General features: G+C 59.7%; 12 protein-coding genes. 3 read left to right on the forward strand and 9 right to left on the reverse strand.

Translation table 11 applies throughout. The features are described from left to right. Positions 1-60: 60 nt before the first annotated feature. From rseP to rpsB, 8 genes are all read right to left on the reverse strand, one after another. Positions 61-1,413, reverse strand: a complete 1,353-nt coding sequence (gene rseP, locus HBO10_RS03140) for a sigma E protease regulator RseP (RefSeq protein WP_034126834.1) — start codon at positions 1,411-1,413, stop codon at positions 61-63. 53 nt (positions 1,414-1,466) lie between these two features. Further along, positions 1,467-2,657, reverse strand: a complete 1,191-nt coding sequence (gene ispC, locus HBO10_RS03145; RefSeq protein WP_034126833.1) for a 1-deoxy-D-xylulose-5-phosphate reductoisomerase — start codon at positions 2,655-2,657, stop codon at positions 1,467-1,469. After that, positions 2,654-3,460 carry a phosphatidate cytidylyltransferase gene (locus HBO10_RS03150; RefSeq protein WP_034126832.1) on the reverse strand — a complete coding sequence of 269 codons (807 nt, stop codon included), beginning with the start codon at positions 3,458-3,460 and terminating at the stop codon, positions 2,654-2,656. Before HBO10_RS03150 ends, ispC begins: the two co-directional genes overlap by 4 nt. Then, complete coding sequence (gene uppS / locus HBO10_RS03155; protein WP_054899097.1) at positions 3,461-4,216, reverse strand: polyprenyl diphosphate synthase; 756 nt, start codon at positions 4,214-4,216, stop codon at positions 3,461-3,463. It abuts the gene before it with no gap. Between the two features lie 17 nt (positions 4,217-4,233). Beyond that, the gene (gene frr, locus HBO10_RS03160; protein ID WP_003189163.1) at positions 4,234-4,791 is read right to left on the reverse strand and encodes a ribosome recycling factor; all 558 of its coding nucleotides are present in this window, start codon (positions 4,789-4,791) and stop codon (positions 4,234-4,236) included. Continuing rightward, positions 4,788-5,531: a UMP kinase gene (pyrH, locus tag HBO10_RS03165; RefSeq protein WP_003189161.1), complete on the reverse strand. Its 744-nt coding sequence runs from the start codon at positions 5,529-5,531 to the stop codon at positions 4,788-4,790. The genes frr and pyrH overlap by 4 nt, the downstream gene beginning before the upstream one ends. A 210-nt stretch (positions 5,532-5,741) precedes the next feature. Further along, positions 5,742-6,605 (reverse strand): translation elongation factor Ts, encoded by an 864-nt coding sequence (gene tsf / locus HBO10_RS03170; RefSeq protein WP_005785711.1) that lies wholly within the window; start codon positions 6,603-6,605, stop codon positions 5,742-5,744. A gap of 191 nt (positions 6,606-6,796) precedes the next feature. After that, positions 6,797-7,534 carry a 30S ribosomal protein S2 gene (rpsB, locus tag HBO10_RS03175; protein WP_003189158.1) on the reverse strand — a complete coding sequence of 246 codons (738 nt, stop codon included), beginning with the start codon at positions 7,532-7,534 and terminating at the stop codon, positions 6,797-6,799. A 388-nt stretch (positions 7,535-7,922) separates the two neighbouring features. On the opposite strand from rpsB, the gene map reads away from it, so the two are divergent. The 3 genes from map to dapC all read left to right on the forward strand — a co-directional run bounded on the left by map (position 7,923) and on the right by dapC (position 12,807). Beyond that, complete coding sequence (map, locus tag HBO10_RS03180; RefSeq protein ID WP_003189156.1) at positions 7,923-8,705, forward strand: type I methionyl aminopeptidase; 783 nt, start codon at positions 7,923-7,925, stop codon at positions 8,703-8,705. 64 nt (positions 8,706-8,769) lie between these two features. Further along, complete coding sequence (locus HBO10_RS03185) at positions 8,770-11,472, forward strand: [protein-PII] uridylyltransferase (protein ID WP_034126830.1); 2,703 nt, start codon at positions 8,770-8,772, stop codon at positions 11,470-11,472. Positions 11,473-11,607: 135 nt separating this feature from the next. Then, entirely contained in the window at positions 11,608-12,807 is a 1,200-nt protein-coding gene (dapC, locus tag HBO10_RS03190) for a succinyldiaminopimelate transaminase (RefSeq protein ID WP_034126829.1), read from the forward strand. Positions 12,808-12,818: 11 nt separating this feature from the next. On the opposite strand, the gene HBO10_RS03195 is transcribed toward dapC, so the two are convergent. After that, positions 12,819-14,462: a Na+/H+ antiporter gene (locus HBO10_RS03195; protein WP_034126828.1), complete on the reverse strand. Its 1,644-nt coding sequence runs from the start codon at positions 14,460-14,462 to the stop codon at positions 12,819-12,821. Positions 14,463-14,624 lie beyond the last annotated feature (162 nt).

Consider the following 14,624-nt stretch of genomic DNA (forward strand, 5'->3'; position numbering starts at 1 on the left):
TTCCAACTGGCAATAAACAAACTGCCGCAAAATGCGGCAGATTCGCAATTCAGCGAAGCGTTACAGACGTCCCAGATCGTTGACCAGGGCTAACAACATCACCCCGACCACCAAACTGATACCAATCTGTATCCCCCAACCCTGCACCCGATCCGACAAGGGGCGACCACGCACCCACTCGACCAGATAAAACAGCAGATGCCCCCCATCCAATACTGGAATGGGCAGCAAATTCAGAACCCCAAGGCTAATACTCAGATAAGCCAGGAAATTCAGGAAATCCGCGACACCCGACTGGGCAGAAGCGCCCGCCACTTTAGCAATGGTTATCGGTCCACTCAAGTTTTTTACCGAGAGCTCACCGAACAACATTTTCTTGAGGGATTCGAGGGTCAGCACGCTCATGGTCCAGGTGCGTTTCGCGCCCTCTGCAATCGCTGCCAAAGGCCCGTAACTGACCTCTCGCACCATCGATGGCGGCCATTCGACACCTTTGACCCCTGCCCCCAGGTAGCCCCCGGCCGCCTTGGCTTCGCCTCGCACCGACAGGGTCACGGGGACGTCGATTTGAGCACCGTCGCGCTCAACTTTCAGCACAATTTTGGTATCAGGGCGCACACGCACCAGGTCGACCACCTGCTGCCAGTCATCCAGCGCCTGGCCATCAAGGGCCAACAGGCGATCACCGGTTTTCAGGCCAGCAGCCTGGGCCGGCCCCTTTGGATCCAGCTCGGCCAGCACCGGCGGCAAGGCCGGACGCCAAGGGCGGATCCCGAGGGATTTGATCGGATCGGGCTCATCGGCGCCCTTGAGCCAATGGTCCAGCGCCAATGCCCGCGGGGTTTCGGCGCTGGAGCCCTGGTCACGCACTACCACATTGACGGTGCCGCTTTCACCCAGGCGACGCACCAACTGCAAATTGACCGCGCCCCACCCTGTGGTGGGTTCGCCATCAATCGATACAATTTCCTGCCCTGCCGTCAGGCCCGCCTTGGCCGCGATGCTGTCGGCTTCGACCGCGCCAATGACCGGGCGCACCTGCTGGCTGCCCAGCATGGCCAAGACCCAGAAGAACACCATCGCCAACAGGAAGTTGGCGATCGGTCCCGCCGCGACAATCGCAATACGCTGACGAACGGTCTTGCGATTGAAGGATTGGTCCAGCTGGTCTGCAGGCACTTCGCCTTCGCGCTCATCGAGCATCTTGACGTAGCCGCCCAAAGGGATAGCAGCAATGACAAACTCAGTGCCGCGGCGATCATGCCAGCGCAACAACGGCATGCCGAAACCGACGGAAAAGCGCAATACCTTGACGCCGCAACGACGCGCCACCCAGAAGTGGCCGAATTCGTGGAAGGTCACCAACACACCCAGAGCAACCAGGGTGCCGACAATCATGTAGAGCGCACTCATCTAATTTCTCCGCATTTCAATCCAATGCCTGAAGACTCAAATCTGCCCGCGGCCTAACCCGCATTGCGATCCAACCATTGCCCGGCCAGGACTCGGGCCTTGTTGTCGGCCTCGAACACCGCCTCCAGGTCATTCACTGCCACTACCGGCTCAAGCGCCAGGACGTCCTCGATGATACTCGCGATCTGCGGAAAGCGGATGCGCCGCTCAAGAAACGCCGCCACGGCAACTTCGTTGGCCGCGTTAAGCATCGCCGGGGCACTGTTACCCGCCTCGGCCGCTTGCCGCGCCAGGCGCAAACAAGGGAAACGCTGCTCGTCCGGGGCTTCGAAGTCCAGGCGCGCGATTGCAAACAAGTCCAACGGTGCTACGCCGGAATCAATCCGCTCAGGCCACGCCAAGGCGTTGGCGATCGGTGTGCGCATGTCCGGGTTACCCAATTGCGCCAACACCGAACCATCCACGTAATCGACCAGGGAATGGATCACACTTTGTGGGTGAATGACCACCTCAACCTGGTCAGGCCGCGCATCGAACAGCCAGCATGCCTCGATCAACTCCAGGCCCTTGTTCATCATGCTCGCCGAATCCACGGAGATTTTGCGCCCCATGGACCAGTTCGGGTGAGCGCATGCCTGATCGGGAGACACATGGTCCAGCTCGGCCGACGGAGTCTGGCGGAATGGGCCACCCGATGCCGTCAGCAGAATCCGGCGCACGCCGACCTGGCTCAAGCCGCGGGCAAAATCACCGGGCATGCACTGGAAGATGGCGTTGTGCTCGCTGTCCAGAGGCAGCAGCACCGCTCCGCTCTTACGCACCGCTTGCATAAAGAGTGCGCCGGACATGACCAAGGCTTCTTTGTTGGCCAGCAGGATTTTCTTGCCAGCATCGACTGCCGCCAAGGTCGGGCGCAAACCTGCCGCACCGACAATCGCCGCCACCACCGCATCCACGTCCGCATCGGCCGAGACCTGGCATAAGCCTGCCTCGCCAACCAATACCTGAGTAGCCAGCCCGGCAGCCCGCAGATCATCCTGCAGACTGCGAGCCGCAGCAGCTTCCGGCACCACGGCAAAGCGCGGCGAGTGACGCACGCACAAGGCCAGCAACTCGCGCAAACGCGTGAAGCCGGTCAGGGCGAAAACCTGATAGCGATCGGGGTGACGCGCGATGACATCCAGGGTACTGAGCCCGACCGAGCCGGTCGCACCCAGCACCGTAACCTGCTGCAGGCGGCTCACGAAGCGATCATCCACAACAGCACGGCAAAAATAGGCAGCGCGGCGGTGAGGCTGTCGATACGGTCAAGCACACCGCCATGGCCTGGCAGCAGGTTACTGCTGTCCTTGATGCCCGCCTGGCGTTTGAACATGCTCTCGGTAAGGTCGCCCACCACCGAGATGAAGACGACAATAGCCGTCCCCAGCAAGGCCAGAAGCACTTCCTTTACTGACCAGTCACGCACCACACCGACCACCAGGGTGATCAGCAGCGTCAAGGCCAAGCCGCCGTATACGCCTTCCCAGCTCTTGCCAGGGCTTACGGCCGGGGCCAGCTTGCGTTTGCCAAAAGCTCTACCCGAGAAGTAGGCACCAATGTCGGCGCCCCATACCAACACCATCACAGCCAGGATCAATTCGTTGCCCAGCGGGTAACGCTTGATCTCCACCAGCCCTTGCCAGGCCGGCAAGAGGATCGCCAGGCCAATCACCAGCTTGCAGGCCACGCTGGACCACTGGCTACTGGTGCGCGGATAGGTGAGCACCAGGAAAGTCGCCAACGCCCACCACAACACTGCAGCCCCCAGCACCCAGGGCGCGATGTCCGGCAGGATGTACATGAAGAACAACAACAGCGCGACCAAGGCGGCATAGGCCATACGCGGCAACTGGTTGACAAAGCCTGCCAGGCGCGCCCACTCCCACGCACCAAGGGTCACAACCAGGCCGATGAACAGCGCAAAGCCGGAACCGTCGAGCAGGAAAAAACCGCACAAGGCAATCGGCAGCAGGATCAGCGCCGTGATGATTCGTTGTTTAAGCATTTAAACCCGGGCTCCAGCTTCGATCTGCTCGCTCGTTTTACCGAAGCGACGCTGACGGGAAGCGAAATCAGCCAGTGCATTACGCATGGCTTCGTGTTTGAAGTCCGGCCAGAACAGGTCGGAGAAGTACAGCTCGGTGTAGGCCAGCTGCCACAGCAGGAAATTGCTGATGCGATGCTCGCCACCGGTGCGAATGCACAAGTCCGGCAACGGCAGGTCGCCGGTCACCAGGCAGGTTTGCAACAGTTGGGGCGTGATGTCGTCCGGGCGCAGATGGCCGGCCTGCACTTCGCGGGCCAGCCGCTGCGCAGCCTGGGCAATATCCCACTGGCCACCGTAGTTGGCTGCGATCTGCAACACAAAACGGTTACTACCGGCAGTGATGGCCTCGGCTTCGCGCATGGCCGCTTGCAGCTCCGGATGGAACCGCGAGCGATCACCAATGATGCGCAGACTGATGTTGTTGTCGTTGAGGCGCTTGGCCTCACGACGCAGAGCCTTGAAGAACAGGTCCATCAAGGCACTGACTTCATCGGCGGGTCGCTGCCAGTTCTCACTTGAGAACGCGAACAAGGTCAATACTTCGACCTTGGCCTCGGCACACACCTCAATCACCGCCCTTACCGCGTCAACACCCGCTTTATGCCCGGCAACACCCGGCATAAAGCGTTTTTTCGCCCAGCGATTATTCCCATCCATGATGATCGCGACATGGCGCGGCACCACGGAGGGCACAGTCTGCTTGGTCTTTTCCATGAAGGCGTCCTGACCCCTTATACGGCCATCAGGTCCTTTTCTTTTTCTTCAGTCGCCTTGGTGATCTGGGCTTCGGCGTCCTTGGTCAGCTTGTCGATATCAGCGACGGCACGGCGCTCTTCGTCTTCGCTGATTTCCTTGTCCTTGACCAGCTTCTTCAGATCGCCCAGTGCATCGCGGCGGATGTTACGCACGGCAACGCGCGCATCTTCAGCAGCACTGCGCGCCTGCTTGGTGAAGCCCTTGCGGGTTTCTTCGGTCAGGGCTGGCATGGAGATCAGCAGCAACTCGCCCAGGTTGGTCGGGTTGAGGTTCAGGCCGGCACTCTGGATAGCCTTGTCGACGGCGGCGAGCATGTTGCGCTCGAAGGCAACAACTTGCAGGGTACGCGAATCCTTCACGGTCACGTTGGCCACACCGCTCAGCGGGGTGTCGGAACCGTAGTAAGGCACCATCACGCTGCCCAGGATGCTTGGGTGCGCCTTGCCAGTACGGATCTGGCCAAAGGCGTGGCTCAAGGATTCCAGGGATTTCTGCATACGCGCCTGGGCGTCTTTCTTGATTTCGTTGATCATTGTTGGCCTTCCTCGATCAGAGTCCCTTCTGCGCCGCCGTGTACGATATTCAGCAGGGCGCCGGGCTTGTTCATGTTAAATACGCGCAGCGGCATCTTGTGGTCGCGGCACAGGCAGATAGCGGTCAGGTCCATGACACCCAGCTTGCGATCCAGTACTTCATCGTAGGTCAGATGATCGAACTTCTCGGCATGCGGGTCTTTGAATGGGTCTGCAGTGTATACGCCATCCACCTTGGTCGCCTTCAACACCACGTCGGCATCGATTTCGATAGCACGCAGGCATGCGGCCGAGTCGGTAGTGAAGAACGGGTTACCTGTGCCAGCAGCAAAGATCACCACTTCCTTGGAGTTCAGGTGGCGCATGGCTTTGCGGCGATCATAGTGATCGGTCACGCCAACCATGGAAATTGCCGACATCACGATGGCCGAGATGTTGGCGCGCTCCAGGGCGTCGCGCATGGCGAGGGCGTTCATCACAGTGGCCAGCATGCCCATGTGGTCGCCGGTAACCCGATCCATACCGGCCGCACTCAGTGCCGCACCGCGGAACAGGTTGCCACCACCAATCACCAGGCCGACCTGCACGCCGATACCGACCAACTGGCCGACTTCCAGCGCCATGCGGTCAAGCACCTTGGGGTCGATCCCGAACTCTTCCGAGCCCATCAGGGCCTCGCCGCTGAGCTTGAGTAGAATGCGTTTATAGCGAGCCTGATAACCACTGCCCTGCTGAGCCATTGCGAATCTCTCCTGCGGCGTATTTTTTAAAAATTCTTGGCGAGCCGTTTACGGCTTGCGTTCACTCTAGCTGGACGCTGTCACAGCGCCATCGGAACACGGCTTTGTAAGCCAGTTCCGAGAGGAAACCAAATAAAATTGGCCTTCCCATTTGAAAAGAGGCTGCGCGCGTGAGCGGGCAGCCTCTTTCGGCGACAGTTTGGAACTGTCTTATTGCTTGGCGGCAGCCAGCTGGGCAGCAACTTCTTCAGCGAAGTTGTCGACCGGCTTCTCGATGCCTTCGCCTACTTTGAAGTAAGTGAAGGAAACGATTTCAGCACCGGCTTTCTTGGCCAGTTCGCCAACCTTGATTTCAGGGTTCTTGACGAACGCCTGCTCAACCAGGCTTGCTTCGGCCAGGAACTTGCTGATACGGCCTTTGACCATGTTCTCAACAATGTTTTCTGGCTTGCCTTTGATTTTTTCTTCGTTCAGCTGCAGGAACACAGCTTTTTCACGCTCGATCGCTTCGGCCGAAACTTCCGAAGGCAGCAGGAACTCAGGGTTGCTTGCAGCAACGTGCATCGCGATGTCTTTGGCCAGCTCAACGTCGCCGCCTTTCAGAACAACTGCAACACCGATTTTGTTGCCGTGCAGGTAGCCACCAACTACATCACCTTCAACGCGAACCAGGCGACGGATGTTGACGTTTTCGCCAACCTTGCCGACCAGTACCAGGCGAGCTGCTTCTTGAGCTTCGATCAGAGGCTCAACAGTGGTCAGCTTGTCAGCGAAAGCTTTTTCGACGCTGGCAGCAACGAATGCCTTGAAGTCATCCTGCAGAGCCAGGAAGTCGGTCTGGGAGTTCACTTCCAGCAGAACGGCGGATTTGCCGTCTTCTTTCAGAGCGATAGCGCCTTCAGCAGCCACGTTGCCTGCTTTCTTGGCAGCCTTGATGGCGCCGGAAGCACGCATGTCATCAATGGCTTTTTCGATGTCGCCGCCGGCCTTGGTCAAGGCCTTTTTGCAATCCATCATGCCTTCGCCGGTACGCTCACGCAGTTCTTTAACCAACGCTGCAGTAATCTCTGCCATTTCAAAATCCTCTTGGATAGGTTTTCAACCATTCCACCCGATCAAACGGGCGATCAATTCTTCCCGAATCTCCGTTGTAGGCCGCTGCACGTTACAAATAATGTAGCTGCGCTGCCGACAAATGGTTTTCGAGGTGGCAAAAAGGGGGCCAAGCCCCCTTTTTGCTTACTGAGTCAACGCCAGGGCGTCAATTACTCAGCGGCAGCTACCGGAGCTTCTTCAACGAACTGCTCGGTACCACCAGCAACGTGGTTGCGACCACGGATTACAGCGTCAGCCATCGAACCCATGTACAACTGGATAGCGCGGATTGCGTCATCGTTGCCTGGGATGATGTAGTCAACGCCTTCCGGGCTGCTGTTGGTATCGACTACGCCGATAACCGGGATGCCCAGCTTGTTGGCTTCGGTGATCGCGATGCGCTCGTGATCAACGTCGATAACGAACAGTGCGTCAGGCAGACCGCCCATGTCCTTGATACCACCCAGGGAACGATCGAGCTTTTCCAGGTCACGGGAGCGCATCAGCGCTTCTTTCTTGGTCAGCTTGGCGAAAGTACCGTCTTCGGCTTGCACTTCAAGGTCACGCAGACGCTTGATGGAAGCACGGATGGTTTTGAAGTTGGTCAGCATGCCGCCCAACCAGCGGTGATCGACGTACGGCGAACCGCAACGTGCTGCTTCTTCAGCAACGATCTTGCCAGCGGAACGCTTGGTGCCGACGAACAGGATCTTGTTTTTGCCCTGGGCCAGACGCTCTACGAAAGTCAGCGCTTCGTTGAACATTGGCAGGGTTTTTTCAAGGTTGATAATGTGAATCTTGTTACGCGCGCCGAAAATGTACTTACCCATTTTCGGGTTCCAGTAACGGGTCTGGTGACCGAAGTGCACACCGGCCTTCAGCATATCGCGCATGTTGACTTGGGACATGATAGTTCCTTAATAAGTCGGGTTTGGCCTCCACGTATCCCAATGACCAACCAGCGGCATCAAGGCCTCCGGCACCCAGGTCATCGTGTCGACACGTGTGTGGATTTAAGCTTTGCGGGGTATCCCCGGAAAGCGGCGCATTTTATACCACAGCATCGGCAAAAACGAAACCCGCAATCACACTTGCCGGTCGTCGTCTTTGCGTAAGCCCTTGAATACAGCCAACATGCCTCTACCTCATAGAGAGAAGCGATCACCAGACGCGCATGATTTGCCAGCATCGTCTGTTAGAATCGCGTTTTTTGGGACTTGCGCGAATGCTGTACCCCTTTGTCGCGCTCCCCGTGAACCGTATTGATTTCAGCGCGTCGCGCTAGAGAGAGCCTGTATGACCGTTACCTTGAAAACCGCCGAAGACATCGCAGGCATGCGCGTTGCCGGCAAACTGGCTGCCGACGTGCTGGAAATGATCGCCGAACACGTCAAGCCCGGCGTCACCACCGAAGCGCTGGACCGCATTTGCCACGACTATATAGTCGACGTGCAAAAAGCCATCCCTGCCCCGCTGAATTACAAAGGCTTCCCCAAGTCGATCTGCACCTCGATCAACCACGTGGTCTGCCACGGCATTCCCGGTGACAAGCCACTGAAAGACGGCGACACCCTGAACATCGACGTCACGGTGATCAAGGATGGTTACCACGGCGACACCAGCCGCATGTTCCACGTCGGTAATGTGCCGGTATGGGCCGAGCGTCTGTCCCAGGTCACCCAGGAATGCATGTACAAGGCCATCGAGATCGTCAAGCCCGGCTGCCGCCTGGGTGACATCGGTGAAGTGATCCAGAAGCACGCGGAAAAGAACGGCTTCTCGGTGGTGCGCGAGTTCTGCGGCCACGGTATCGGCAAGGTGTTCCACGAAGAGCCGCAGATTCTGCATTACGGCCGCGCCGGCACCGGCATGGAACTCAAGGCCGGCATGACGTTCACCATCGAACCGATGATCAACCAAGGCAAGGCCGACACCAAGGTGCTGGGCGACGGCTGGACCGCCATCACCAAGGACCGCAAGCTCTCGGCCCAGTGGGAGCACACCCTGCTGGTCACCGACACCGGCTACGAGATCTTCACCCTGCGCGCTGACGACACCATCCCACGCGTTTCTGCCTGAAGGTCGCCCAGGTTTTCCCGCAACGTGTTGTGACTGACTGATAGATAGAAAGGAAAGCCGAACGATGCCCCAGGTGGATCCCGAACTCTTCGACCGTGGCCAATTCCAGGCCGAGCTGGCACTGAAGGCAAGCCCCATCGCCGCCTTCAAGAAGGCCATCCGCCAAGCCCGCGAGGTGCTCGATGCGCGCTTTCGCAGCGGCCGGGATATTCGCCGCCTGATCGAAGACCGCGCCTGGTTCGTCGATAACATCCTGCAAAAGGCCTGGGAGCAGTTCAATTGGAGTTTCGACGCCGATATCGCCCTGGTGGCGGTCGGCGGCTACGGTCGCGGCGAACTGCACCCCTACTCCGACATCGACCTGCTGATCCTGCTGGACCAGGCCGATCACGAGATCTTTCGCGATTCCATCGAGCGCTTTCTGACGTTGCTGTGGGACATCGGCCTGGAAGTCGGCCAGAGCGTACGCTCGGTGGACGAATGCGCCGAAGAGGCCCGTGCCGATCTGACGGTGGTCACCAATCTGATGGAAAGCCGCACCATCTGTGGCCCCGAGCGCCTGCGCCAGCGCATGCTTGAAGTCACCAGTACCGCACACATGTGGCCAAGCAAAGACTTTTTCCTGGCCAAGCGCGCCGAGCAAAAAGCCCGGCACCACAAGTACAACGACACCGAATACAACCTGGAACCCAACGTCAAAGGCTCACCCGGTGGGCTGCGGGATATCCAGACAATCTTGTGGGTGGCGCGCCGTCAATACGGCACGCTGAACCTGCGCGCCCTGGCCGGCGAAGGCTTTCTGGTGGAGAGTGAAAATTCCCTGCTGGCCTCGTCCCAGGAATTCCTGTGGAAGGTGCGCTACGCCCTGCACATGCTGGCCGGTCGTTCCGAAGACCGCCTGCTCTTCGATCACCAGCGCTCTATCGCTACCCTTCTGGGCTTTGAAGGCGAAGATGCGAAGACCAGCATCGAGAGCTTCATGCAGCAGTATTACCGGGTAGTCATGAGCATTGCCCAGCTCAGCGACTTGATCATCCAGCACTTCGAAGAAGTGATCCTGGCCCCCGAAGACGAAGCGCCACCGCAGCCGATCAATGCGCGTTTCCAGTTGCACGACGGATATATCGAAGCACGCAACGACAACGTGTTCCGCCGCACCCCGTTCGCCATGCTGGAAATCTTCGTGTTGATGGCCCAGCAGCCGGAGATCAAAGGCGTGCGCGCCGATACCATCCGCTTGCTGCGGGAAAACCGTCACCTGATCGACGACGATTTTCGCAACGACATTCGCAATACCAGCCTGTTTATCGAGCTGTTCAAGTGCCGCATCGGCATCCATCGCAACCTGCGGCGCATGAACCGCTACGGCATTCTGGGGCGCTACCTGCCGGAGTTCGGCTTTATCGTCGGGCAGATGCAGCACGACCTGTTCCATATCTATACCGTCGATGCCCACACCCTGAACCTGATCAAGCACCTGCGTAAGTTGCAGTACACGCAGGTGTCAGAGAAATTCCCGCTGGCCAGTAAGCTGATGGCCAAGCTGCCCAAGCCCGAGTTGATTTACCTGGCCGGCTTGTACCACGACATCGGCAAGGGCCGGCATGGCGACCACTCGGAGATCGGCGCGGTGGATGCCGAAGCCTTCTGCCAGCGCCACCAGTTGCCGTTGTGGGACAGCCGCCTGATTGTCTGGCTGGTGCAGAACCACCTGGTGATGTCGACCACGGCCCAGCGCAAGGACTTGTCCGACCCACAGGTGATTCACGACTTTGCCGGCATCGTCGGCGATGAGACCCGTCTCGACTACCTCTATGTGCTGACCGTCTCCGATATCAACGCCACTAACCCCACGCTGTGGAACTCCTGGCGTGCCAGCCTGTTGCGCCAGCTGTACACCGAAACCAAGCGCGCCCTGCGCCGTGGCCTGGAGAACCCGGTGGACCGCGAAGAGCAGATCCGCCGCACCCAAAGCGCAGCCCTGGATATCCTGGTGCGCGGCGGTAACGACCCGGACGACGTCGAGCAACTCTGGTCGCAACTGGGTGATGATTACTTCCTGCGCCACACCGCCGGCGACGTGGCCTGGCACAGTGACGCAATCCTGCAGCAACCCGCCGATGGCGGCCCGTTGGTCTTGATCAAGGAAACCACCCAGCGCGAATTCGAAGGCGGCACGCAGATCTTCATCTACGCGCCCGACCAGCACGACTTCTTCGCCGTGACCGTGGCGGCCATGGACCAGCTCAACCTGAACATCCATGACGCCCGGGTCATCACCTCCAGCAGCCAGTTCACCCTCGACACCTACATCGTGCTCGACGCCGACGGCGACTCGATTGGCGACAACCCGGCGCGCGTGAAAAAGATCCGCGAGGGCCTCACCGAAGCCCTGCGCAACCCCGACGACTACCCCACCATCATCCAGCGCCGGGTGCCGCGCCAGCTCAAGCATTTTGCCTTTGCGCCTCAGGTGACCATTTCCAACGACGCACAGCGCCCGGTGACGGTGCTGGAGCTCAGCGCACCGGATCGCCCAGGCCTGCTGGCGCGTATCGGCGGGATTTTCCTGGAGTTCGACCTGTCATTGCAAAATGCCAAGATTGCGACCCTGGGCGAGCGGGTGGAAGACGTGTTCTTTATCACCGATGCCGACAACCAGCCACTGTCCGACCCGGAGCTGTGCCTGCGTTTACAGGCGGCAATCGTGGAGCAGTTGAGCGTGACCCAGGAACCCGGTGTCGAGCTGACCAGACTGACTATTTGAATTCTTAACTTTGTGAACACGAGTCATGTGGGAGCCGGCTTGCCTGCGATGCAGACACCTCGGCCCGTCCGATCGACCGCAGATCGCAGGCAGGCCAGCTCCCACAGATCCGCGCTCACCGTGATAGAGGCTTATATGAACAACGCCCTTAACCAGTTGCAGCCCTACCCCTTCGAGAAGCTGCGCGCCCTGCTCGGCAGCGTGACGCCGAACCCGGACAAACGCCCGATCGCACTGTCCATCGGCGAGCCCAAGCACACGTCACCGGCCTTCGTTGCCGAGGCCTTGAGCAATAACCTCGATCAAATGGCGGTGTACCCCACCACGTTGGGTATCCCGGCACTGCGTGAAGCCATCGGCGCCTGGTGCGAACGCCGCTTCAACGTGCCCAAGGGCTGGCTGGACCCGGCGCGCAACATCCTGCCGGTCAACGGTACGCGCGAGGCGTTGTTTGCCTTCACCCAGACCGTGGTCAACCGTGGCGACGATGCACTGGTTGTGAGCCCCAACCCGTTCTACCAGATCTACGAAGGCGCCGCGTTCCTGGCCGGGGCCAAGCCGCATTACCTGCCGTGCCTGGATAGCAACGGCTTCAATCCAGACTTCGATGCTGTCTCTGCGGATATCTGGAAACGTTGCCAGATCCTGTTCCTGTGCTCCCCCGGTAACCCGACCGGTGCGCTGATTCCAGTCGCCACGCTGAAAAAACTCATCGCCCTGGCCGATAAATACGATTTCGTCATCGCCGCCGACGAATGCTACAGCGAACTGTACTTCGACGAACAAACCCCACCCCCGGGCCTGCTCAGCGCCTGCGTCGAACTGGGCCGTCAGGACTTCAAGCGTTGCGTGGTATTCCACAGCCTATCCAAGCGCTCCAACCTGCCAGGCCTGCGTTCAGGCTTCGTGGCCGGCGACGCCGAGATCCTCAAGGCCTTTTTGCTGTACCGCACCTACCATGGCTGCGCGATGCCGGTGCAAACCCAGTTGGCCAGCATCGCCGCCTGGCAGGACGAGGCCCATGTACTGGCCAACCGTGACCTGTACCGCGAGAAGTTCGACGCAGTGCTGGCGATCCTCAAGCCGGTGCTGGACGTGCAAAGCCCGGACGGCGGCTTTTACTTGTGGCCGAATGTACAAGGCGATGACGCCGCCTTCTGCCGCGATTTGTTCGTGGAAGAACATGTGACGGTGGTGCCGGGCTCTTACCTGTCGCGGGAAGTGGACGGCTTTAACCCAGGTGCGGGGCGTGTGCGCCTGGCATTGGTTGCGCCGTTGGCCGAATGCGTGGAAGCGGCTGAGCGGATTCGGGACTTTATCCAGCGTCGCCGTTAAGGGCTTGCGGGTCACTTCATGTGACCCAAATTCGCCTCGCTCATATCCAATTCCGCCAGCACCTCCCTCAATACGTCATCACCAATCTGGTGGTGACGGCTCAAGCTGTACAACTCCAACCGTTGGGCGCGCAGAGCCTTGAGCCGCAGCTTGCGCTCAAGCAGGTCCATTTGCTGCGCCAGCGCCTGAGCTTCAGCCGAATCGTTGAAGACTTCCAATTGATGGCGATATTCCGACATCAGCCGTGCCTTCAGTTCGGTAGCCAATGCCGCCTGGGCGGCGTCCGGCGTGTCGGCCTCGACTGGCTCGTCGGCCTCCAGTGCATGAATCGCGGCCACGGCGGTCTTTTTCCAGGCTTCGCGCACTTCTTTGTGGCGTTTTTCATCCGGGCTATTCTCGACGCCGCGTAACAGCAGCGGCAGCGCGATACAGGCAGCGACCAGTGATAACAGGATCACACCGGCAGCGATAAAGATCAGCAGGTCACGCTCAGGGAAATCCTGGCCAGGCGCCAACAGCAAGGGCACCGACATGACGCCTGCCAGGGTCACCGCACCGCGTACACCGCCGACGGTCAACAACCAGCAGGAACGGGCCGTCGGCACCAGGGTCAGCGCGCTTTTGCCACGTAGCCTGCGCAGCAACCCTGACAGCCGCCAGATGCTTTGCACCCAGATGAAGCGCAATACCACCAGCACCAGAAAGATCGCCACCACATCCAGGCAGCGATACATCAAGGTGGGCCACAGCGTGGTTTCATGGCTGACCACGGCCTTGATGATGTCTGGCAGTTGCAGACCGAGCAGCAGGAAGATCAGGCCGTTAAAGGCAAACTCCAGCAACGACCACACGCTGCGGTTGAGCAGGCGCGTGCTGGTCTGGCGCGGCAGCAGGTCGAGCCAGCTTTGCATCATGCCCGCTGCCACCGCCGAGAGGATGCCGGACGCGCCCAGGCGTTCAGCCAGTACGTACGCAGCAAAGGGCAGCAACAACATGAACACCACATGGGTCGCCGGGTCGTCCCAACCGCGCGCGATCATCCAGGCGCGCAGGCGGCCGACCAGCCAGCTCAACGCCACACCGATCGCCAGCCCGCCCACCGCCACTAACACAAACGTCAGGCTGGCATCCGCCAGGGAAAAGACCCCGGTCAACGCAGCGGCCAGGGCGAACTTGAAAGTCACGAGGCCCGACGCGTCATTCATCAAGGCCTCGCCCTGGAGCATGTGCATCAGCGGCTTGGGCAAACGGTTCTGGGAAATGGCCGACACCGCCACAGCGTCCGTCGGCGAGAGCACCGCTGCCAGGGCAAAGGCCACCGGCAAGGGGATCGAGGGCAGCAACCAATGAATGAAGTAACCGGCGCCCACCACGGTGAACAGCACCAGCCCCACCGCCAATGTCAGGATCGGGCCACGCAGGTGCCACAACTCACGCTTGGGCATGCGCCAACCATCGGAAAACAACAGTGGCGGCAGGAACAGAAACAGGAACAGCTCAGGGTCCAGCGCCACATGCAGCCCCAACGTGGGCCAGGCCAGCAAGGCGCCGGCGGCGATCTGCACCAGGGGCAAGGGCAGTGGGATGATGCGCCCGATCAGGCGCGAAAAGCTGACCAGCATCAGCAGGATAAGAACGGTGTAGGCGGTTTGCATAACGCGGGTTTCCCGGACAATCGGCTTGCAACGACACATCAGGCAACAACTGGCCGTTGAAGTGCCATATTACCCGGCTATGTTACCTGGCTATGTTACTCGCCTATGCTGCGCACTGGCACTTTGCACAAAAGTCGCACGCTGTTGACGAGCGGCGCCGAA

It is taken from the genome of Pseudomonas sp. WS 5503 (genome assembly GCF_012985385.1).
GTDB classification, from domain to species: domain Bacteria; phylum Pseudomonadota; class Gammaproteobacteria; order Pseudomonadales; family Pseudomonadaceae; genus Aquipseudomonas; species Aquipseudomonas paracarnis.

What these genes read in the sequence shown, in the direction of transcription:
- rseP (WP_034126834.1), bottom strand. Translation starts at nt 1,413, where the DNA reads ATGAGTGCGCTCTACATGATTGTCGGCACCCTGGTTGCTCTGGGTGTG.
- HBO10_RS03150 (WP_034126832.1), bottom strand. Translation starts at nt 3,460, where the DNA reads ATGCTTAAACAACGAATCATCACGGCGCTGATCCTGCTGCCGATTGCC.
- uppS (WP_054899097.1), bottom strand. Translation starts at nt 4,216, where the DNA reads ATGGAAAAGACCAAGCAGACTGTGCCCTCCGTGGTGCCGCGCCATGTC.
- frr (WP_003189163.1), bottom strand. Translation starts at nt 4,791, where the DNA reads ATGATCAACGAAATCAAGAAAGACGCCCAGGCGCGTATGCAGAAATCC.
- pyrH (WP_003189161.1), bottom strand. Translation starts at nt 5,531, where the DNA reads ATGGCTCAGCAGGGCAGTGGTTATCAGGCTCGCTATAAACGCATTCTA.
- tsf (WP_005785711.1), bottom strand. Translation starts at nt 6,605, where the DNA reads ATGGCAGAGATTACTGCAGCGTTGGTTAAAGAACTGCGTGAGCGTACC.
- rpsB (WP_003189158.1), bottom strand. Translation starts at nt 7,534, where the DNA reads ATGTCCCAAGTCAACATGCGCGATATGCTGAAGGCCGGTGTGCACTTC.
- map (WP_003189156.1), top strand. Translation starts at nt 7,923, where the DNA reads ATGACCGTTACCTTGAAAACCGCCGAAGACATCGCAGGCATGCGCGTT.
- HBO10_RS03185 (WP_034126830.1), top strand. Translation starts at nt 8,770, where the DNA reads ATGCCCCAGGTGGATCCCGAACTCTTCGACCGTGGCCAATTCCAGGCC.
- dapC (WP_034126829.1), top strand. Translation starts at nt 11,608, where the DNA reads ATGAACAACGCCCTTAACCAGTTGCAGCCCTACCCCTTCGAGAAGCTG.
- HBO10_RS03195 (WP_034126828.1), bottom strand. Translation starts at nt 14,462, where the DNA reads ATGCAAACCGCCTACACCGTTCTTATCCTGCTGATGCTGGTCAGCTTT.